Raw genomic sequence first — 19410 nt, forward strand, 5'->3', positions numbered from 1 at the left:
GACTTCCAGCGCACCATCGCCCCCGGACCTCCCTCGCTCCGAGACAAATTGCACGGCCGGCTCAGGCAAATTCCATCAGGGCGTGGCGCTACGCTGCCGGGGTGGACAACATCCCGGACTTGCGTGTCGATCGGCGATGCAGCGGGTCCGGTCACTGGAGATTCGAATAGATGCAACAGAAGAAGATTCTTGTCGTCGGCGGCGGTGTCGGCGGCATGTCGGCGGCGATCGCGCTGTCCAGGCTCGGCCATGCGATCGAGCTCATCGACCTTGACCCGCATTGGCGCGTCTATGGCGCCGGCATCACGATTACCGGCCCGACACTGCGCGCATTCAAGGCATTGGGAGTGCTTCCCGAGATCGAGGCACAGGCCTATACCGGGACCGGCATCCAGGTCTGTTCCACCGACGGCAGCCGGCTCGCCGTGCTGCCCACGCCGGTGCGTCCGGAAGACGGCATCCCCGGTTGCGGCGGCATCATGCGGCCGGTGCTGCACAAGATCCTGTCGCAACGGGTCCTGGCGGCCGGCGTGAAGGTGCGGCTGGGCCTGTCGGTGGACAGCTTCGAACAAGGCACGGCCGAGGTCGACGTCACGCTCAGCGACGGCAGCCGCGGCACCTATGACCTGGTCATCGGTGCCGATGGCCTGTTCTCGCGCGTACGCAGCCTGCTTTTCCCCGACGCACCCGCGCCGGAATACACCGGCCAGAGCGCATGGCGTGCCCAGTTGCCGCGGCCGCCCGAGATCGACCGCCGCCATTTCTTCCTGGGCGGTCCCTACAAGGTCGGGCTGACGCCCGTATCCAAGGACCGGATGTACATGTTCCTGCTGGAGAACTCTCCGGAAAAGCGCCGGTTGCCCGAGGCATCGCTGCCGCAAGAACTGGAGCGCCTGACCCGTTCCTACGGCGGCATCATCCGCGCCATCGGCCAGTCGCTGAGCGCTGAAAACACCATCGTCCATCGACCGCTGGAGGCTTTCCTGCTGCCCGGCCCCTGGTTCGCCGGCCGGGTGCTGCTGATCGGCGACGCCGCCCATCCGACCACGCCCCAACTGGCCTCGGGCGCTGGCCTGGCTGCCGAAGATGCACTGGTGCTGGCCGAGGAACTGGGAGACGGCCACGATATCGACCAGGCATTGAAGCGCTATATGTCCCGTCGCTATGCACGCTGCCTGCTGGTGGTGCAGAACTCGCTGGAGATCGGACGACGCGAGCAGGCCGGTCGCCCGATCGCCGAGCAGACCACGCTGGTGGAGCAATCGCTGAAGGTCCTGGCAGAGCCGATCTGAAGCTCGTCGCGCCGGCACCGGCACCGCCGTGCAGGGCAAGTGAGGGCAAGTCTTGCTGCACGGGGAGTCAAGACACTGCCGGCAGGAAGACTACTATCGAACATCGCAAGCAACAACCGGAACGCATTTCTTCGATGGACAGGCGCTGCGTCCATCACCTGCTTCCGATTACAACATGGAGACCCGCATGACCCAGCCAACTCAAGATCTCATCCGTGGCGCACAAGTCGCCATGAGCCGGCTCGCCGACCGCAATACGCCCTTCATCTTCAACGAATGGTATGTCGCGGCCTTCAGCGATGAAGTCGGTCGATTCCTGCTCAAACGTACCTTGCTCGGTAAGCGCGTGATCCTGTACCGCACCGAGGCCGGAACCCCGGTCGTCATGGATGATCGCTGCGTGCACCGTTCCTATCCTCTATCTGCCGGCCAGCTCGACGGTGATACCGTGGTCTGCGGCTACCATGGCCTGCGCTACGACCAGTCCGGCGACTGCATCGAAGCGCCCGCGGTGGCCAAGTGTCCGAAGAACATCGGCGTGCGCACCTACCCGCTGGCCGAGCGTGGCCCGGTGATCTGGATCTGGATGGGGGATCCGGCGCTGGCCGACCAATCCCGTATCCCGGCGCTGCCATGGATGCTGGATAGCGCATGGGCCGGTGCCAAGGGCTACTACGACCTGAAATCGAGCTACGTCTATCTGCACGAAAACCTGCTGGACACCTCGCACCTGAGCTACATGCATGCGAACACCATCGGTTCGCCGGACTACGTCAAGGCGCCGACCACGTCCGAGATGGGCGAGGGCAGGTTCGCGCTGGTGCGTACCGTGTCACCCACCAGGCTGCCGCCGGTCTGGGCCAAGCCGACCGGCCTGGAGGGCGTCTCGACGGCATCGCGCATCGTTCGCAACGAATTCCTCAGTCCTGCGCTCTACGAGGTCACGACACGCCTGTACGATTCCGCGCTGGCCGAAGACCAGCGGCCGGAATATCTCATCAAGGTCGCGCACATGGCCACCCCCGCCACCCACAACACCACCCACTACTTCATCTACCTGGGGCGCGACTTCGCGCAGGACGATGCTGCCGCCACCGAATTCATGGCCACCAACTTCTTCAAGGCTTTCGATGAAGATGTCGCCGGGCTGAGCTTGCTCGAAGAAGTCATTGCCGAACAGGGCGAAGACCTGTACGAGATTTCCATCGCCAGCGATGCCCTGGGCGTGGCGATGCGCCGCTATCTCAAGAGCCGTGCCGACCAGGAAGCGACTGCGAACGCAAGCCCCTCGGCCGCGGCCGGCGCCGGCCGACCGCAGGTCGTGATGATGCGGCAGGAATGAAACCATGAAGCTCGATGCAGCCCATCAGTTGTGGATGAACGTGACGGTCTCGGCCAAGGTGCGGGAAGCGGATGACATCTATTCGTTCAGGTTGACAGCCGCCGATGGCGAGACCCTGCCGCGCTTTGCCGCAGGCGCGCATATCGACGTCGAGGTCGCTCCCGGCCTGGTACGCCAGTATTCACTGTGCAATGTGGCGGAACAGGCGCGCACGGGCTACGAGATCGCCGTACTCCTGACGCAGCCCTCCCGTGGCGGCTCTGCGGGAATGCATGCAATCGAGGGCGGCCAGACGGTGCGGATCAGCGCTCCGCGCAACCATTTCGGCCTGACCGCGACCAGCGGCCGCTCCATTCTGATCGCGGGCGGGGTGGGCATCACGCCCATCCTGTCCATGGCAGCAGAATTGCATGCGCAGTCCAGAGCCTTCGAACTTCATTTCAGCGCGCGCTCACCGGCCCGGGCGGCGTTCCACCAGCGCCTGGCCGAATGCGCCTTTGCCAGACACGTCCGCTTCTACTTCGACAGCGAAGGCCAGAAGCTGGACCTCGCGGAGATCGCCCGCTCCCGCCAGCCCGATGACCATCTCTATGTCTGCGGGCCGGGCGGGTTCATGGATTTCGTCCTGGGAGAATCGGAAAGGCTGGGATGGAGCAAGACGCAGCTTCACCAGGAGTATTTCTCCCCTCCCGCCAGCGAGACCGGCGGCGATGCGCCTTTCGAGGTCAGGATTGCCAGCACCGGCGAGGTGTTCCCGGTCCCGGTGGATAGGACCGTGGTCGAGGTTCTGGCCGAACACGGTATCGAGATCCCGACCTCATGCGAACAGGGCATCTGTGGGACATGCATCACGCGCGTGCTCAGCGGCAGCATCGACCACCGCGATTTCATCCTGAGCGAGGCCGAGAAGGCCAGGAACGACCAGTTCACGCCCTGCTGTTCGCGAGCGGCATGCAAGAGGATAGAGCTGGACCTGTAATGATCGACGGGCTGGCGGCCGGCCGTGCCACGGCCTTGCCCCGGACCGCCCTTCCCTCAGGGAAAGCTGAGTTCCAGGCCGAGCATCCTGGCCAGATCGAAGGTGACCACACCCAGTCCCACCAGCAACAGCACGAAGATCGCTGCCACCGTGAGGCTGGCACGCAGCACGGCGCGCCGCTCCTTGCCTTTTTCCTTTTCCTTCTTCCCCTGATCGTAATGCCACTTGATGGCGTAGAACATCCCGGTGCAGAGCACGATGAGCTTGAAGGTGACGAAGACGACAGGAACCCAATCCATGATTCGCGTATTTCCAGTTGCGGGGAGTGACAAAAAAATCCGATAGCGCTCTGCTTTCCTGAGCGCTATCGGATACCACCACAGTCAAACCCTTAGTTGATATGAGCGACTACCGATGTAGCGCCTGCTCTTGATCCCAAGGTAGCACAGGTGTGTCACTGTCCCGGTAACACTTGTTTTGCCCATTCTAGCCAAGCCGCCTGGGGCTCGTCCAGAAGACAATATCCATACAAGATAGACTTGTTTCCGACAGGCAGGCGAGCCGACCGCAGGGATGGAAAGGGCTGCGCCGCGCGCCGGTAATCATTCCCGTCATTTATCGATAGCAAAATAAAATGAAATAGTCCCACCGTGGCCCGGTCGTTAGACTCCCATCAGGACTGCCGGATGCCGGCATTCCCGAGAACAACAACCACCACGGAGACCCATGGTCAACAGACGACACTTCATCGCGAGCAGCCTGCTCGCGTGCACCGGCCTGCGCGCCGCACTGGCACAGTCCGTGCCCAACTCGGCCGGCACCGAGCCGCCACGGCTGAAGGCGCCCTGGCTGGCATGCGACAGCCATCACCACATCTATGACGCGCGCTTTCCGGTATCGCCGCACTGGCGCGGCGGCCGTCCGGATGGCGCCACCGTGGCCGACTACCGGCGCCTGATGGCCAAGCTGGGCATCGCGCGGCACGTGGTAGTGCAACCCTCCACCTACGGCAGCGACAATCGCTGTCTGCTGGATGCGCTAGCTCAGTTCGGGCAGCAGGCGCGCGGCATCGTGGTGATCGACGACGATGTCGAGGCCAGCCAGCTCAAGGAAATGGACGTGCTGGGGGTGCGCGGCGTGCGCGTCAATTTCCTGTCGCCACAGAGCTGGGGCGTCACCACCGTGGACCGTCTGCTTCGCACTGCGGAGCGTATCGCGCCCCTGGGCTGGCATGTCCAAGTACTGATGTCGGGGGCGCAGATCGCCCAGCACGAGGCGGTACTGGCCGCGCTGCCTACGCCGGTGGTCATCGACCACCTGGGTCGTATCCCGCAGCCCGAGGGCCTGGACCACCCGGGCGCCCGGGCCATCCTGCGCCTGCTGGACAAGGGCAATACCTGGATCAAGCTATCCGAACCCTACGCCGATACCTTGCGCGGGGCACCGGACTATCCCGATACCAGCCTGCTGGCGCGCGCCTATCTGCAGGCCGCGCCGCAACGCACGCTATGGGGCAGCGACTGGCCGCATCCGACCGAAAAGATCAAGCCGGACGATGCCCAGCTGTTCGACCTGCTGGCCGACTGGGCGCCGGCGCCGGCCCTGCGCGAACAGGTCCTGGTGAGCAATCCGGCGGCGCTGTTCGGGTTCCGCTGATCTGCTGCGACCGGCGCCGTGGGCGCCATCAAAAAAAACGCCTTGCGTCGATAGACGCAAGGCGTTTTTGCTGAGCAAGCCGATGGCGCGGTCGAATGTTCCCGGCTCAGCGCGCCGCTTCCTGCAGGACGCCGCCGCCCTGGGCGCGCGCCTTGCGCGACAGGAACAGCAGGATGCCCACGCTCACCACCGACAGGCCCACCATCGGTAGCAAGGCCATGGCATAGCTACCGGTGGCACCCTTGACCCAGCCGTAGACGTTGACCATCAGGCCGCCACCGATCAGGTTGGAGACGGCGTTGATGCCAGCCAGTCCGGCTGCTGCCGAACCGGTGGCCAGCCAGCTGGAGGCCATGGCCCAGAACGGCCCCTTGAAGGAATAGGCACCGATCAACACCATGGTCAGCAGCAATACCACCGGCACCAGAGAGTTGGCCAGCGTGGCCATGGCCAGGCCACCGCCGATGAGCATCAGTGGAATGGCAGTGTGCCAGCGACGTTCGCCGCTACGGTCGGAATGACGACCCCACCACACCATCAGCACCGAGGCGATCAGGTAGGGAATGGAATTGACCAGACCGGTCTGCATCACTGTCAGGCCGAAGGACTTCAGCAGTTGCGGCTGCCACACGTTGAGCACAGAGCCAGCCGCCGAAGCACATGCGCAGACCAGCGCCATGCCCCAGACGTGCGGCTGGCTGAACAGCTTCCACAGCGGCACATGCTGCTTGGCGGCACGGCTGGCGGCTTCCCTGTCCATGGTGGCAGTGAGCCAGTTGCGCTGGCGCTGGTCGAGCCAGCTGGCCTGTTCGGGACGGTCCGTCAGGAAGAACAGACAGACCACGCCCAGTACTACCGTGGGCAGACCTTCCAGCATGAACAGCCAGTGCCAGCCACGCAGGCCGCCGACGCCGTCCATCTGCAGCAGCAGCGCCGAGACCGGCGAGGCCACGAAGCTGGCCGCCGGGATGGCCACCATGAACAGCGCCACCATGCGCGCGCGGTAGGCCGACGGCACCCAGTAGGTCAGGTACAGCACCACGCCGGGGAAGAAACCGGCTTCGGCCGCTCCCAGGATGAAGCGTACGAAGTACAGGGAGTGCGGCCCTTGTACCAGGGCGGTAGAGGCCGAGATCAGGCCCCAGGTGATCATGATGCGTGCCAGCCATTTGCGCGCGCCGAACTTCTGCAGTGCCAGATTGCTGGGCACCTCGAAGATGAAATACGCGATGAAGAACAGGCTGCTGGCAAAGCCGAACATCTTGGGCGAGAGCCCGATGTCCTGGTTCATCTGCAGCGCGGCCATGCCGATGTTGCCGCGGTCGATGAAGGCGAACAGGTAGCACAGCATGAGGAATGGCAGCAGGCGCCAGGTGACTTTCTTTACGGTCTCCTGTTCCAGCTGCTTGTCGTCTTGGATGGTCTCCATGTCTCTCTCTCGGAAGGCGGGCGCCGCCTGTCTCGGCGGCTGGCCCGGGGTGATTATGGATCAGCCGGCAATGGCCTGTTCATTGAGTACGGCCACGACGTTGCTGGCAGCGCCCGTACCCATGGCAATGTAGGCGTCGGCCGTCACGCCGCCGATGTGCGGGCTCAGGATGGCATTGCCGATGTCCTGCAACGGATGAGGCGCCGCAAAGGGTTCCTTCTCGAAGCTGTCCAGCCCGGCGGCGCGCAACTTGCCGCTGTTGAGGGCGGCAATCAGGGCCGCTTCGTCGATCAGGCCACCGCGTGCGGTGTTGACCAGGATGGTGCCGTCCTTCATGCGGGCCAGCGACTGGGCGTTGATCATGTGCTTGTTCTCGGCGGTCAGCGGGCAATGCAGCGAGACCACGTCGGAACGGGCATAGAGCGTGTCCAGATCGACCAGTTGCACGCCCGGTGCTGCTTCCTTGGCATACGGGTCGTAGGCCAGCACCGGCATGCCCAGCGCGGCCGCCACGGCGGCCACGCGACGGCCGATGGCGCCAAAGCCGACCAGGCCCAGGGTACGTCCCTGCAGCTCCAGGCTCTTGTGGGTGGACTTGTCCCAGTGACCCTCGCGCATGCGACGGTCCAGCCCGACCACGTTCTTGGCGCAGGCCATGATCAGCGCCCAGGTATGCTCGGCCACGGCCGGCGCATTGGCACCGGCCGCCGCGCGGACGGCGATGCCGCGCTGCTGCGCGGCCTGGCTGTCGATGGTGTCGATGCCGGTGCCGTGCTTGGAGATCACGCGCAGCGCCGGGCTGGCATCCATCACGCGCGCGCTCACGCCGCCGTAGCGCACGATGATGGCCACCGGCTGGTGCTGTTGTGCCAGCTTGATCAAGTCGTCCTCGGTCGGCTTGGCGCTGGTGTAGACCAGTTGATAGTCGCGCAGGATCTCGACGGCAGCAGGCGCCAGGTCGACGCCGGTGACGATCACCACATCCTTGTGGGCGCCGCTCACAGTGTCTCTCCTTCGGCCAGCACGCCGCCCTTGCGCAGCGCGCCTTCCAACCAGCCCGGACGCAGCGGGCCACCGCCACGGATCTCGGTCAGGCGCTTGGTCTCGTCGGCTACCTTCTTGGCGGCGGCCTCCAGCAGGGAGGCGGCCTTTTCGCGTTCGACCACCACCACGCCGTCGGCGTCGCCGACGATCAGGTCACCCGGTTGCACCGCAGTGCCACCCACCGAGATGGGCCAGTTCACGCGGCCGGCGATGTTCTTGGTGGGGCCGTTGGGGTTGGCGCCGACCGCATAGACAGGGAAGCCGATCTCGCGCAGGGCCTCGGTGTCACGCACAGAGCCGTAGATGATGATGCCGGCCAGGCCGCTGGCCTTGCATTGCGAGACCATGATCTCGCCCATGAGTGCACAGGTCTCGTCACCCTTGCCATCGATGACCAGCACGTCGCCCGGCTTGGCGATGGCCATGGCGGCGTGGATCATCAGGTTGTCGCCGGGGCGCACTTCCACGGTCAGCGCGGGACCTGCCACGCGCATGCTGGGCGAAAGCGGCGCCACGCGGCTGCACAGGGTGCCGCGACGACCGGCCACGTCGGCCAGGATGGAGGCGGGGAATTCGGCGGCCTTGGCGACGATGGCGGCGTCGACACGGTCGAAGTCACGGATGAAATCAGGTTGCTGGCTCATGGTGTGGGTCCTTTGCTGGAAGTGAAGTCAGGGCCGAGGGTTCAGCCTCAGGCATGGGAATACATGGGCAGACCGGCCACTGGGACGTCGGCGCGCAGGATGCTGCCGGTCTGGGATTCGGTGATGAAGAGGCTCTTGCCCTCCGGCCCGCCGAAGGCGAGATTGGTGGTGGAGATGCCGGCCGTGGAGCGGATGCGCAGCAGCGGCTCGGCAAACTTGGAAAGCCGCCAGATGGAGCCGAAGCCGGTGTGGGCGATATACAGGCAGCTGTCTGCATCCAGGGCCAGCCCGTCCGGGCCGGCCATGCCGCCATGCAGGTTGGCGAACACGCCGACCTTGCCCACCACGCCGTTGTGATGCAAGGGGATGCGCCAGATCTGCTGGGCGCGGGTCACGGCCACCAGCAGATGGTTCAGGGCCGGGTCGTAGACGATGCCATTGGGGCTGGGGATGGTATTGATCAGGCAGCTCAGCTGGCCATCGGGCGCCAGCCGGTAGACGCGGCCGGTGGCGTCCTGCAGGCCGGTCTGGCCCTGGTCGGTGAAATAGATCTCCCCCTTGGGTCCGAAGACCAGGTCGTTGACGCCCTTGAAGCCTTCCGAGCCAACCGTCTCCAGGAGCGGCGTGACGGTGCCGGTATCGGGGTCCAGTTGTACCAGGCCGCGCTTGTAGTCGGTGATGACGATGCGACCGGTCTTGTCGATCTTGAGGCCATTGGGCCAGCCGTCGTATTCGGTGACCAGCTCCCACTCGCCTTGCATCGAGATGCGGAAGATGCGGCCGTAGGGAATGTCGGTCACGTACAGCCGGCCCTGGCGGTCGAAGGACGGGCCTTCGAGGAAGGAATCGATGGGCAGGCCGCCGCGGTTGGCATCGCCCCAGGCGTTCTTGCGAGGGTTACGGAAGTGGTCCGGCAGGCGGGTGAAGACGGTGGCCTCGACCACCGGCGGCGGGGCAAAGAAGCTCATGCGGGTTCCTTGGAAGAATAATTTGCGCGGGACGGATCGCCCAGGGCCAGCGTGATCACGGCGCCCAGCAGCAAGGCGGCGGCCACGAAGATCAGGGGATAGGTAAAGCCCTGGGTCGACTGGCGGATGAAGCCGATCACCGACGGTCCGACGAAGCCGCCCAGGTTGCCGATGGAGACGATCAGGGCCAGTCCACCGGCTGCGGCACGCCCGGTCAGGAAGCCCGACGGAATGGCCCAGAAGGTAGCCTGGAAGGACAGGATGGAGGCCACCGCCACCGTGATGGCCAGCATCTTCAGCAGCGGCGTATGCAGGAAGGCCGAGATCGCCAGCGACAGCGCGGCCAGCACGATGGCACCGGCCACGTAGACCAGTCGGTGCTGGCTGCGGTTGGCCAGGCGCGCCCAGAGCGTCATGGCGACGGCGCCGACCAGATAGGGGACCGCCGCCACCAGGCCGACCTGATGCGCCGGCAGGCCGAATTCGCGGATGATCTGCGGCAGCCACAGGCCGATGCTGAGCGAACCGATGATGCCGCAGAAATTGGCTGCGGCCAGGGCGAACACGCGCCAGTTGGTGAAGGCGTCCTTGAGCTTGTTGCCGTGGCGGGCAGCCAGCACGTTCTGTTCGGTGGAGAGTTCGTTTTCCAGCCAGCGCTTTTCATCGCTGCTGAGCCAGGCGGCCTTGGACGGACGGTCCGGCAGCAGGAACAGGCACAGCACGCCCAGCAACACGGCCGGTACCGCCTCCAGCAGCAACAGCACCTGCCAGCCCTGGAAACCCCACATGCCGTGCAATTCCATGAGCGCACCCGACAGGGGCGAGCCGATGATGTTGGCCACCGGGATGCCGATCAGGAAGAAGGCCGTGGCCTTGCCGCGCCAGGCGCCGGGGAACCACTGCGTGAAGTACAGGTAGATGCCCGGGGTGAAGCCGGCCTCGGCCATGCCCAACAGGAAACGTGCCAGTGCAAAGCTCTTGGGACCGACCACGAAGGCGGTGGCCATCGAGATCAGGCCCCAGGAAATCATGATGCGCGAGATCCACATGCGGGCGCCGAAGCGGTGCAGCGCCAGGTTGCTGGGCACCTCGAAGAAGAAGTAACCGATGAAGAACAGGCCCGCGCCCAGCCCGAACTGCGAGGGCGTCAGGCCCAGGTCCTTGTTCATGGTCAAGGCGGCGAAGCCGACGTTGATGCGGTCCAGATAGCTGACCACGTAGCACAGCAGGATGAAGGGAATGAGGCGACGCATCACCTTCTTCATGGTGGCCTGCTCGCTGACGGCCATTTCGGTGACAGCCGGCTGCGCCAGCGGATTGATCGATGCCTGGGACATGGGGTGCTCCGTCAGAAGTGGTAGAGGCGGGTCGGGTTGTCGACCAGCACGGTGCGCATGAGCGCATCCGAACCCAGCCAGGTGGTCATCACGTCGAGCAGACGGGCGTCATCGGGCTTGTGCTGCTCGGTCGGGTGCGGCCAGTCGCTGCCCCAGACCACTTGCGAAGGCGCAAGCTGCACCAGCGCGCGGGCCAACGGGGCGACATCGTCGTAGTCGGGCGCGCCCCGCTTGCTGTACAGATAGGCGCCGGAAAGCTTGACACTGGCGCGCCGCTCGCGCATCAGGCCGGTCACGAAATCGAATACCGGATGGGTCGCGTCGGCCTGCAGCGGGATGCGCGCAAAGTGGTCGAACACCAGTGGCACCGGCAGCCGCGACAGCACTGCGCGGTTGGCCAGCAAGACCTCGTTGGGCATGTTGACCTGCAGATGCCAGCCCAGCGGGGCGACGCGGCGCGCCAACGGCTCCATCATCTCCACCGTGGTGACCGAACCCAGCGCCAGGTTGAAGCGCAGACCGCGCACACCGGCCTGATGCAGGGCCTGCAATTCGTCATCGCTGACCTGGTCGTTCACCACGGCCACGCCACGTGCGCGGCTGCCCAGTTGCGCCAGGGCATCCAGCGTGCAGCGGTTGTCCACGCCATAGGCAGAAGGCGTGACCACCACATTGCGCGTGGTCCCCAGCCGTTGCTGCAGCTGGCGATACATCGCGACCGTGGCCGCCGGATGCAGCAGCTTGGCGCCGGGCGCCCACGGGAAGCGCGGGTCATAGACGTGCATATGGCAGTCGCAGGCGTCGGCCGGCAACTTGACCGATGCGTGTTCGCTGCCGGAAGAATGGGGATAGCTTGCGGTCTGGGCCAGCGCGGACGGCAGGTAACTGCCGGCACCAAGGCTGAGGGCCCATTGGGCGCTGCGCCGCAGGAAGTGGCGCCGGGAAGGCTGGACGTGCATCGTGCTGGTCTCCATGTTGTCGCCGCCACGGTGGGCGGGGTTCTTGTTTGGAGGGCAGTCTACGCGGGCGAATATTTAATGTATATTTGCTTTTATTTTACGTTCGATAACTTTCAGGAATGATTTATGGACTTCCGCGACCTCAAGTATTTCGCCGTCATTGCCGAGGAAGGCCACGTGGGACGGGCCGCCGAACGGCTCTACAAGACCCAGCCGGCACTGACCAAGTGTATCGATCGTCTGGAAGAACAACTGGGGGCGCCGCTGTTTGAACGGGCCGGGCGCGGCATCCGCCTGACCGCCGTGGGCCAGGCGCTGCTGACCCGGGCGCGTCAGATCAGCCTGATGATGGACGAGACCGCACGCGAGATCGGTGACTATGCCAATGGCCGGGACGGCAACATCCGTCTGGGCTGCGTCCCCACGTTGGCCGAGCACGTGCTGCCGGGTATCTGCCAGCAGTTGCTGGCGGAGGCGCCCAAGGTGACCATCGACCTCAAGGTGTCGATGAACGATGTCCTGCTGACGGGATTGAAGGCGGGAGAACTGGATATCGTGCTGGGGCCGATGATCCAGGATGACGCGCTATTCCACACCGAGGAAATCATGCAGGACCAGATGGTGGTGATGGCCAGCCCGCATCACCCCATCTTCGACAGGAAGGTCAGGCTGCGCGACCTGCTGGAATACCAGTGGGTGTTGCCGGCGCAATCGGTATTGAGCCGGCAGTGGCTGGACAATGTCTTCGACCGCCATCACCTGCCCCGGCCCGACGTGCAGATCACGCCCACGGTGCTGAACATGATCCTGCCACTGATCGAGCGCAGCAATCTGCTGGGCTTTGCGTCCAAGCTGAATCTGCAGGGCGGCCGGGGCCACCTGCGCGAGGTGGCCCTGAAGGAAACCACCATGCTGCGCCGCATGGGCCTGACCCACCGGCGCGACATGTACCTGTCACCGGCGGCGCTGCGGCTGATACGCATCATTCGCGAAAAGGCGGCCGGCCAGCCGTGACGGGTACCCGCCTGCTGACCGCGCGGCCCTGCCCGCTCAATCCTGCGGCACCCAGGTGCGCGTGCCGGGCAGGTCGGACTGGAACTGCTCCAGCACCATGATCTCGACCGGCTTGGGGGTATTGTCGCCCTGCCCCTGGATCTTCACGATGTCCTGCGGACAGGCCGAGAAAGCGACGAAGCAATCCATCTCAGCACGCAGGGTGATGAAGTCGCCCGGCTTGGTCACCGTGGGCAGGGTCTTGAGGGTAATGCCGTCGGGCTGGACGCGGATGTTCATGAAGATGTTGAACGAGGCCAGGTTGGGCCGTGGCGGGGTCACGCCCAGTTCGAACATGCCCTCGAACATGTTGTCGCAGCAATTGCGGTGGTAGTGCTGCACGCCGAGCAATTCGTAACGGCGGCGGTCGCAGGCGGCCATGAAGGTGTCATGCACGCCCGGCGTGGCGTCCTCCACCACGGTGAGGATGGGGTGGCGCTGGTTGGTCACGAAGCTGTCGCCGAGCACCGGGTTGAGCCGCTGGTTCCAGACGCGGGTGGTCTCCATGCACATGTATTCGGCCAGGTCGTAGGCGTTCCATGCCCAGCAATCGACCACCTGGGTGCCGTGCGTATTGATGACGCGCACAGCCTGTCCGGCCTGCAGTCGCACGGCCTTGCCGTGGCCGGCGGGAACGGTAATGGAAGCGGGAGAAGTCATGATGTCGGGGTTCCTGGGTTGAAACGTTGAAGAAACTGGCGCAGTCGCGCCGAAGTCGGTTGGTCGATCACCTGCTCAGGCGGCCCCATCTCGACGATCCTGCCGCCGTCCATGAAGACCACCACGTCGGCCACGTCGCGTGCAAAGGCCACCTCGTGCGTGACCACGATCATGGTGGTCTGGGCGGCCGCCAGGGCGCGCATCACGGCCAGCACCTCGCCGACCAGCTCGGGGTCGAGGGCCGAAGTGGGTTCGTCGAAAAGAATCACTTCCGGCGCCATGGCCAGCATGCGGGCGATGCCCACCCGCTGCTGCTGCCCGCCCGACAGCGCGGCCGGCATCGCCGTGTGCTTGCCGGCCAGGCCGACCTTGCGCAGTGCTTCGGTGGCGATGTCGCTGGCCTCCAGGCGCGGGATGCCCTTGACCGAGATCAGGCCTTCCATGACGTTGTCGATCACGCTCATGTGCGGCCACAGGTTGAAGTTCTGGAACACCATGCCGATGCGGCTGCGCTGGGCACGGATCTCGCGCGCGGGACGAGGCTGCAGGCGCTGGTGCGGCCCGTCCCGCAGGCCCACGCGCTCATCGCCGATCCAGACCTCGCCAGCGTCGGGCGGGGCCAGCCAGTTCAGACAGCGCAACAGGGTCGACTTCCCCGACCCCGAAGGGCCAAGGATGCAGACCACCTTGCCGCGTTCGATATCGAGGCTGACGCCGTCGAGGATGCGCTGCGGGCCGAAGGACTTGACGATGTCGCGAACGCGCAGGGCGATCACGCCACCGGCGGGGGAATTCGGTGCTGTCGGGTTCATGGCGTACTAGCGTTGGATGAGGATGAAATGCCATGGGGCTGGACGCCATGGGCGATGGCGATGCGCTGCTCCCAGCGTCGCGTCAGTGCATGCAGCAAGCCGGTGGCGGCCCAGTAGACCAGCGCCACCATGCAATAGACTTCCAGCGGCGCATAGGTCTCGGCCACCACGCTCTTGGCGGCGAACATGAATTCATGCACCGAGATCACCGACAGCAATGCGGAATCCTTGAACAGGCCGATGCCCAGCCCGGTCAGGGTCGGCAGCAACAGGGGCAAGGCCTGGGGTGCCACGATCCTGCGCGCGATGGCCAGCGGCGGCATGCCAATGGCGACCGCCGCTTCCACCGTACCCCGGGGCAGGCCGTCGATGGCGGCCTGGATCACCTGGGCGATGTAGGGCGCGTAATAGATGGCCAGCGTCAGCACCCCCACCAGCGGCGCCGGCAGCAGCAGGCCGAAGTCGGGCAGTACGTAGAAGCTCACATAGAGCAGCACCAGCAAGGGCAAGGCCAGGGTGACGGCGATATAGGCGTCGATGAGCACGGCCAGCGGCCGCGGTCCCATGCGTCGCAACACCACCAGCACCATGCCCAGCAGGCAGGCCAGCACGGCACTGCTTGCGCACAGCCAGAGAGTGTCCACCAGACCTGCCAGCAGGGCCGGGACATGCGGGCGCAGGATACCGGGATCGAAGGCCATGTCAGCTTCTCCCCGGGGTGGCCGGGTTGGCCTGCAGCGCATGACCGGACCGTGGCACCCGGCTCAGCTGCCTGCCCAGCGCCAGGACCGGCAGCACGACGGCGAGATAGCCGATGCTCACGATCAGCATGATCTGGGACGAGGTATAGGTGCGCGCAATCACCATCTGCCCGGCGTAGGTCAGCTCGGTCACGGCCACCACCGAGGCCAGCGGCGTGGTCTTGAGCAGGATCGTGAATTCATTGACCAGCGCCGGGATGCTGGCCCTGAGCACCTGCGGCATCACGATGCGCGTGGCGATGCGCCAGGGCGCCATGCCCAGCGCGGTGGCGGCCTCGATCTGGCCACGGGGGACGATACGCAGGTTGCCGCGCAGGATTTCAGCGGTGTAGGCGCCACTGTTGAGGCCCAGCGTCAATGCCGCCGCCAGCAGCGGATGACCGCCCAGCCCGATCAGCGGCAGGGAGAAGAACACCAGGAACAACTGCACCAGCGCGGGCGTGCCGCGCATGAAACTGATGTAGAGCCGCACCAGCCAGCGCACTGGGGCCAGCGGTGCCAGTTGCAGGGCCAGCGCCAGGTGGCCCCAGGCCAGACTGCCGATGGCGCCCAGCACGGTGAGCGAGACCGTCATCATCCAGCCGTCGAGCAGCGCGGGAAAACTCTGGATCACCTGGGGGCTAAACCACATGCGCGCTCTCCGTTGCCTACAGGGCGTTCAGTTCTTCGGCGGTGGCCACTTCCAGCGCCCCGGGGCGGTCGTTGCCGGGCACGCCGGTGCAACAGGCCGAGACCACGAAGACCATGTCGGCCACCACCCGGCAGGCGATGAAGTCGCCGGCCCGGGTGCGACTGGGCAAGGGAATGATACGGCCCTGCTGGTCCAGGTCGACATGCATGAAGAGATTGATCGGGTCCGGCAGGCGCGGCGGCGTCAAACCCTGCTCCTGGATGATGGCCGAGACCGACTCCACGCAGCCGGTCTGGCCGGCATAGCCGTTGGCGGCCAGCCAGGCGGTGGTGGAAGCCGGCATGAGCAGGTCGTGCGTGCCGACGCTGTCCTTGCCCAGCACCATCAGCGCGCGGCGTCGGTTGCTGACGATGCGCATGCCCGCCTGCAGGACATAGGAATTGCTGAAGACGCGGGTATGGTGTACCGACATGAAGATGTCAGGCTGGGCGCGGTCGAAGGCGAACAGCATGGCGGTGGCGCCGTCCTCGCGCGCTTCGATGCGCAGGATCTGGCCGGCCTTGACGTCGATGGCACGGCTTTCGCCGGCCGGCACCACCACACGTGTGGGTGGCAGGGGCTGGCGGGGCGGGGTTTCTTTGAGCAGCAGCATGATGGTCAGTCAGTGGACGCCCCGGCACGGCGGTGCGGATCGGCGTCATGGATGGAGATGGCGATATCGGTGACCCGCAGGCCGTTGCCGGGAATGATGTCCTGCGGGCAGGACGAGACGGCGCAGAGCAGGTCTTCCAGCACCTCGAAGGTGATGTGATCCCCCGGCTTGCTGGTCGGGTCGGTGACCTGCATGCGCCGGTCGGCGGTGACCGGGCCGTTCTGGAACAGATTGAAGGGCTCCGGCACGTCGAACTTGGACAGGCCGTGCAGCGCCAGGCCTTCGTGCATGTTGTCCAGGCAATTGCGGTGACCGGTCACGTTGAAATCGACCGTGAAGCGGGTATCGTCGCAGGCCGGGACGTTGGCATCATGCACGCCGACGGTGTCGGCCACCACGCGCAGCAGCGGCCGGTCCAGCGAGGAATACAGATGGTCGCCGACGTCGAAGAAGATCGACTGCAGCCTGCGGCGGGTATGCGTGGGCGAGAGTTTCTCACTCTTGTCGCCGGCGACGACGGCCACGAAATCGGCCGCCTGCTGACCCTCGACATCGGTGATCGTGAGGAACTGGCCGGCCTTGACTTCAAAGGTCCGGCCATGACCGGCAGGGACGGTCAGGGAGTGGGTGTGGTTACACATGCTGGCAGGTCGTAATGGGCGCTTATTTGGCGGGGATGAAATCGGCATCGGGCGTGGAGAAGGTGACGCCCAGGTATTGCTGCTGCAGGCGGGCCAGTTCGCCACTTTTCTTCATGGCCAGGATCTGGTCGCTGACGGCCTTGTTCAGGCGCTTGTCTTCGGGACGGGTGGCCAGGGCGATCCACTGCGAGGGACCCAGTTCGCCGGTGATCTTCATCTTGCCGGGGTGCTGCTTGATGACGTCGGCCAGCACGGTCAGGTCATCGAAGACGAAGTCGGCGCGGCGGGTCATGAGGGCGGCCACGGTCTGGTCCACGCTATCGACGCTGAGCAGGGTGATCGGCGCCAGCCCCTTGGCCTTGAGCGTGTCGTTGAACTGCTTGAGGATGCCCTCGGGCGCGCTGCCGGTCTTGACCGCGCCGGTCAGGCCGGCCAGCGATTCGGGGGTGGGGTTGGCGGGAATCCTGGTGAAGTCATCGCGCACCAGGGGGCCGTTGACGGTCTTGCCGGTCGGCACCACGTAGGCGATGCGCTTGGCGCGTTCGGCTGTCACGTTCAGTGCCGAGCCTTCCATGTCGAAGGAACCAGACAACAGGCCGGGAATGATGCCGCTGAAGGCCATGCGCTGGTATTCGATCTTCACGCCCAGGCTCTTGGCCACCGCCGCCAGCACGGCCGGGTGGTAGCCCACGATGGCGTTGGAGGCATCGGTGTATTCATAGGGCGCGAAGGTCGGATCGATGGCGACGATCATCTTGCCGCGGCTCTTGATGTCGTCCAGCGTGTCGGCATGGGCGGCGACACTGCAGAACAGCAGTGCGGAAAGCAGATAGCGGGACAGACGTGGTGCGGACATGGGCGGCTCCTGGAGGTTGAGGGACGATGGGATCGCACAGGCGATCCGGGCAAGCACGATAATGCAATGCATGTTTCATGCCAATTCATCATGAAACACCAGTTTCCTGCGAGGAATGCCGTGAAACGGCAGATACAATCAGGTTAGATTTGAAATATCTGTTTCACGATGACGCCGCCGACGTACAATGCCTCTCCTTCCAGGACAACGCCGCCCCGCACAAGACAGGTGCGACGCGCTGCACTGGAATGATTCTTGCACCATCGCGCAGCATCCCATACCAGGCCGTCCAGACAACCATGGCAAGCACCCCGACCAAGAAGAACAAGGCTTCGGCCTCCATCGAAAGCCGCATCGCGGCGCAGTACGAACAGCTTTCGGGAATCGACCAGCGGCTGGCCGACATCATCCTCAGCGCACCAGGTCAGCTGGCCATGCAGACGGCCACGGAGCTGGCCGAAAGCGCGCAGGTGTCCAAGGCCACGGCCACCCGCTTTTTCCAGAAACTCGGCTATGCGTCCTACGACGATGCCCGGGAAGACGCGCGGGCGGCGCTGATGGGCGGGTCGCCCCTGTATCTGCAGAAGCGCGGAGAGAAGGAAGCCCGAAGCGGGCTTGGCGCCACCATCGAAGCGCACCTGAACCGTGAGGTCGCCAACCTGGCCAATACCTATCGCTCGCTGGATCCGCAGGTCCTCACCGATGCGGTCAATGGCATCGCCAATGCGCAGCGCGTGGCGATCATCGGCTATCGTCACAGCCATACGATTGCGCAGATGATCCGGCGCGAGCTGATCCAGGTGCGCAGCAACGTGCTGGTGCTGCCGGCGCCAGGAGATACCCTGGCCGAGTACCTGGGGGACCTGGGCGAGCGCGACATGGCGATCGTGATCGGTCTGCGACGCCGGGTGCCGGCGATCTCCCTGGCGATGGAAGCCTTGGCCGAGGCCGGCGTGAAGACCCTGTACGTGTCCGATGTGATCGCCGGCAAGCCGGCCCGGCGCGCCGACTGGGTGATCCGCTGCCATACCGACGGCATGATGCTGTTCGATAGCGTGGTGGCCGTCTCCGCGATGGTCAACCTGATCTGTTCGCTGACGGCCGAACGGCTGCGCGAACGCGGCAATGGCCACCTGCAGCGGGTGGAGGTGCTGCACCAGAAGCTCAAGGAACTGGAATGACCCGACCGGCCTGAGCGGCCGTCGCCATCCAGCCTGCCCGGCCCCGTCCCCTCCCCCGCTCTGGCCTCCTTCAGGGATGCAGCGACAGTCCCTTGGTGGCCTTGTCCACCGCCTTCTTGCCGCCGCGCAAGGCCAATCCCACCAGATTCATGGATGCCGGGTCTTCGGCCAGAAAGACCTGGCGATTGGCGTCGTCATGGCCGGTGGAGAACATCGCCTGCACATAGGGAGCGACGAGCAGTTCCCGTTCCAGGCCGATACGATGGGCCGCCTGCAGCCCCTGCAGGTCGGCCTCGAAGATCAGGATGGGTTGGCCGCACAGGGCGGTGTAGCTTTTCCCGGCGGCATCGACATAGGGCATGCCCAGGGCGTCCGGCGCGGCGGCGACAATGCCGGTAGCGAGGAATGCGGTGACGTTCAGGCGTTGCCACACGGGCAGGTCATTGCGCACCAGGATGGCGATTTTGGTATCGAACATGCGGTCTTCCCGATCAGGATTGAGAGCATTCCATC

At 65.1% G+C, this 19410-nt stretch carries 21 protein-coding genes; 6 read left to right on the forward strand and 15 right to left on the reverse strand.

Going from position 1 to position 19410, the window contains the following annotated elements; all coding sequences use genetic code 11:
• Positions 1-170 precede the first annotated feature (170 nt).
• The 3 genes from VE092_RS02610 (at position 171) to VE092_RS02620 (ending at position 3613) form a co-directional block, all read left to right on the forward strand.
• On the forward strand, positions 171-1292 hold the full coding sequence (locus VE092_RS02610) for an FAD-dependent oxidoreductase (protein WP_324873550.1): 1122 nt from the start codon (positions 171-173) through the stop codon (positions 1290-1292).
• A 187-nt stretch (positions 1293-1479) separates the two neighbouring features.
• Entirely contained in the window at positions 1480-2634 is a 1155-nt protein-coding gene (locus VE092_RS02615; protein ID WP_324873552.1) for an aromatic ring-hydroxylating dioxygenase subunit alpha, read from the forward strand.
• Positions 2635-2638: 4 nt separating this feature from the next.
• Positions 2639-3613, forward strand: coding sequence for a PDR/VanB family oxidoreductase (locus tag VE092_RS02620; RefSeq protein ID WP_324873554.1), 975 nt, complete (start codon positions 2639-2641; stop codon positions 3611-3613).
• 56 nt (positions 3614-3669) lie between these two features.
• On the opposite strand, the gene VE092_RS02625 is transcribed toward VE092_RS02620, so the two are convergent.
• Complete coding sequence (locus VE092_RS02625) at positions 3670-3912, reverse strand: hypothetical protein (RefSeq protein ID WP_324873556.1); 243 nt, start codon at positions 3910-3912, stop codon at positions 3670-3672.
• Between the two features lie 427 nt (positions 3913-4339).
• Between VE092_RS02625 and VE092_RS02630 the strand changes: the two genes are divergently transcribed.
• A complete protein-coding gene (locus VE092_RS02630) occupies positions 4340-5269 on the forward strand; it encodes an amidohydrolase family protein (RefSeq protein WP_324873558.1) in 930 nt (309 codons plus the stop codon).
• A 106-nt stretch (positions 5270-5375) separates the two neighbouring features.
• Here VE092_RS02630 and VE092_RS02635 read toward each other — a convergent pair whose 3' ends face one another.
• From VE092_RS02635 to VE092_RS02660, 6 genes are read right to left on the reverse strand one after another with little or no spacing between them, the layout of a single operon-like run.
• On the reverse strand, positions 5376-6698 hold the full coding sequence (locus VE092_RS02635; protein WP_324873560.1) for an MFS transporter: 1323 nt from the start codon (positions 6696-6698) through the stop codon (positions 5376-5378).
• A gap of 60 nt (positions 6699-6758) precedes the next feature.
• Complete coding sequence (locus VE092_RS02640) at positions 6759-7700, reverse strand: hydroxyacid dehydrogenase (protein WP_324873562.1); 942 nt, start codon at positions 7698-7700, stop codon at positions 6759-6761.
• The gene (locus VE092_RS02645) at positions 7697-8386 is read right to left on the reverse strand and encodes an RraA family protein (protein WP_324873564.1); all 690 of its coding nucleotides are present in this window, start codon (positions 8384-8386) and stop codon (positions 7697-7699) included. The genes VE092_RS02640 and VE092_RS02645 overlap by 4 nt, the downstream gene beginning before the upstream one ends.
• Before the next feature lie 47 nt (positions 8387-8433).
• The gene (locus VE092_RS02650) at positions 8434-9354 is read right to left on the reverse strand and encodes an SMP-30/gluconolactonase/LRE family protein (RefSeq protein ID WP_324873566.1); all 921 of its coding nucleotides are present in this window, start codon (positions 9352-9354) and stop codon (positions 8434-8436) included.
• Complete coding sequence (locus VE092_RS02655; RefSeq protein ID WP_324873568.1) at positions 9351-10691, reverse strand: MFS transporter; 1341 nt, start codon at positions 10689-10691, stop codon at positions 9351-9353. Before VE092_RS02655 ends, VE092_RS02650 begins: the two co-directional genes overlap by 4 nt.
• A gap of 11 nt (positions 10692-10702) precedes the next feature.
• Positions 10703-11650, reverse strand: coding sequence for an amidohydrolase family protein (locus VE092_RS02660; RefSeq protein WP_324873807.1), 948 nt, complete (start codon positions 11648-11650; stop codon positions 10703-10705).
• A 126-nt stretch (positions 11651-11776) separates the two neighbouring features.
• Here VE092_RS02660 and VE092_RS02665 point away from each other — a divergent pair, with 126 nt between their 5' ends.
• Entirely contained in the window at positions 11777-12664 is an 888-nt protein-coding gene (locus VE092_RS02665; protein WP_324873570.1) for a LysR family transcriptional regulator, read from the forward strand.
• A 36-nt stretch (positions 12665-12700) separates the two neighbouring features.
• Here the strand turns inward: VE092_RS02665 and VE092_RS02670 are convergent, their stop codons facing one another.
• Genes VE092_RS02670 through VE092_RS02700 form a run of 7 tightly spaced genes read right to left on the reverse strand, consistent with a single transcriptional unit; the run spans position 12701 to position 17716 of the window.
• Positions 12701-13363, reverse strand: coding sequence for an urea carboxylase-associated family protein (locus VE092_RS02670; protein WP_324873572.1), 663 nt, complete (start codon positions 13361-13363; stop codon positions 12701-12703).
• Positions 13360-14175 carry an amino acid ABC transporter ATP-binding protein gene (locus VE092_RS02675; RefSeq protein ID WP_324873574.1) on the reverse strand — a complete coding sequence of 272 codons (816 nt, stop codon included), beginning with the start codon at positions 14173-14175 and terminating at the stop codon, positions 13360-13362. The genes VE092_RS02670 and VE092_RS02675 overlap by 4 nt, the downstream gene beginning before the upstream one ends.
• The gene (locus tag VE092_RS02680) at positions 14172-14876 is read right to left on the reverse strand and encodes an amino acid ABC transporter permease (RefSeq protein WP_324873576.1); all 705 of its coding nucleotides are present in this window, start codon (positions 14874-14876) and stop codon (positions 14172-14174) included. The genes VE092_RS02675 and VE092_RS02680 overlap by 4 nt, the downstream gene beginning before the upstream one ends.
• Position 14877: 1 nt before the next feature.
• Positions 14878-15567 carry an amino acid ABC transporter permease gene (locus VE092_RS02685; RefSeq protein ID WP_324873579.1) on the reverse strand — a complete coding sequence of 230 codons (690 nt, stop codon included), beginning with the start codon at positions 15565-15567 and terminating at the stop codon, positions 14878-14880.
• 16 nt (positions 15568-15583) lie between these two features.
• Positions 15584-16219, reverse strand: a complete 636-nt coding sequence (locus tag VE092_RS02690; protein ID WP_324873581.1) for an urea carboxylase-associated family protein — start codon at positions 16217-16219, stop codon at positions 15584-15586.
• A 5-nt stretch (positions 16220-16224) separates the two neighbouring features.
• On the reverse strand, positions 16225-16860 hold the full coding sequence (locus VE092_RS02695; RefSeq protein ID WP_324873583.1) for an urea carboxylase-associated family protein: 636 nt from the start codon (positions 16858-16860) through the stop codon (positions 16225-16227).
• A gap of 22 nt (positions 16861-16882) precedes the next feature.
• Entirely contained in the window at positions 16883-17716 is an 834-nt protein-coding gene (locus VE092_RS02700; protein WP_324873585.1) for a transporter substrate-binding domain-containing protein, read from the reverse strand.
• A gap of 299 nt (positions 17717-18015) precedes the next feature.
• Here VE092_RS02700 and VE092_RS02705 point away from each other — a divergent pair, with 299 nt between their 5' ends.
• Positions 18016-18897, forward strand: a complete 882-nt coding sequence (locus tag VE092_RS02705; RefSeq protein ID WP_324873587.1) for a MurR/RpiR family transcriptional regulator — start codon at positions 18016-18018, stop codon at positions 18895-18897.
• Positions 18898-18967: 70 nt separating this feature from the next.
• Here VE092_RS02705 and VE092_RS02710 read toward each other — a convergent pair whose 3' ends face one another.
• Positions 18968-19375, reverse strand: a complete 408-nt coding sequence (locus VE092_RS02710) for a DUF2000 family protein (protein ID WP_324873589.1) — start codon at positions 19373-19375, stop codon at positions 18968-18970.
• Positions 19376-19410: the final 35 nt, after the last annotated feature.

It is taken from the genome of Herbaspirillum sp. (assembly GCF_035644555.1).
Taxonomy (GTDB): Bacteria; Pseudomonadota; Gammaproteobacteria; order Burkholderiales; family Burkholderiaceae_D; genus Herbaspirillum.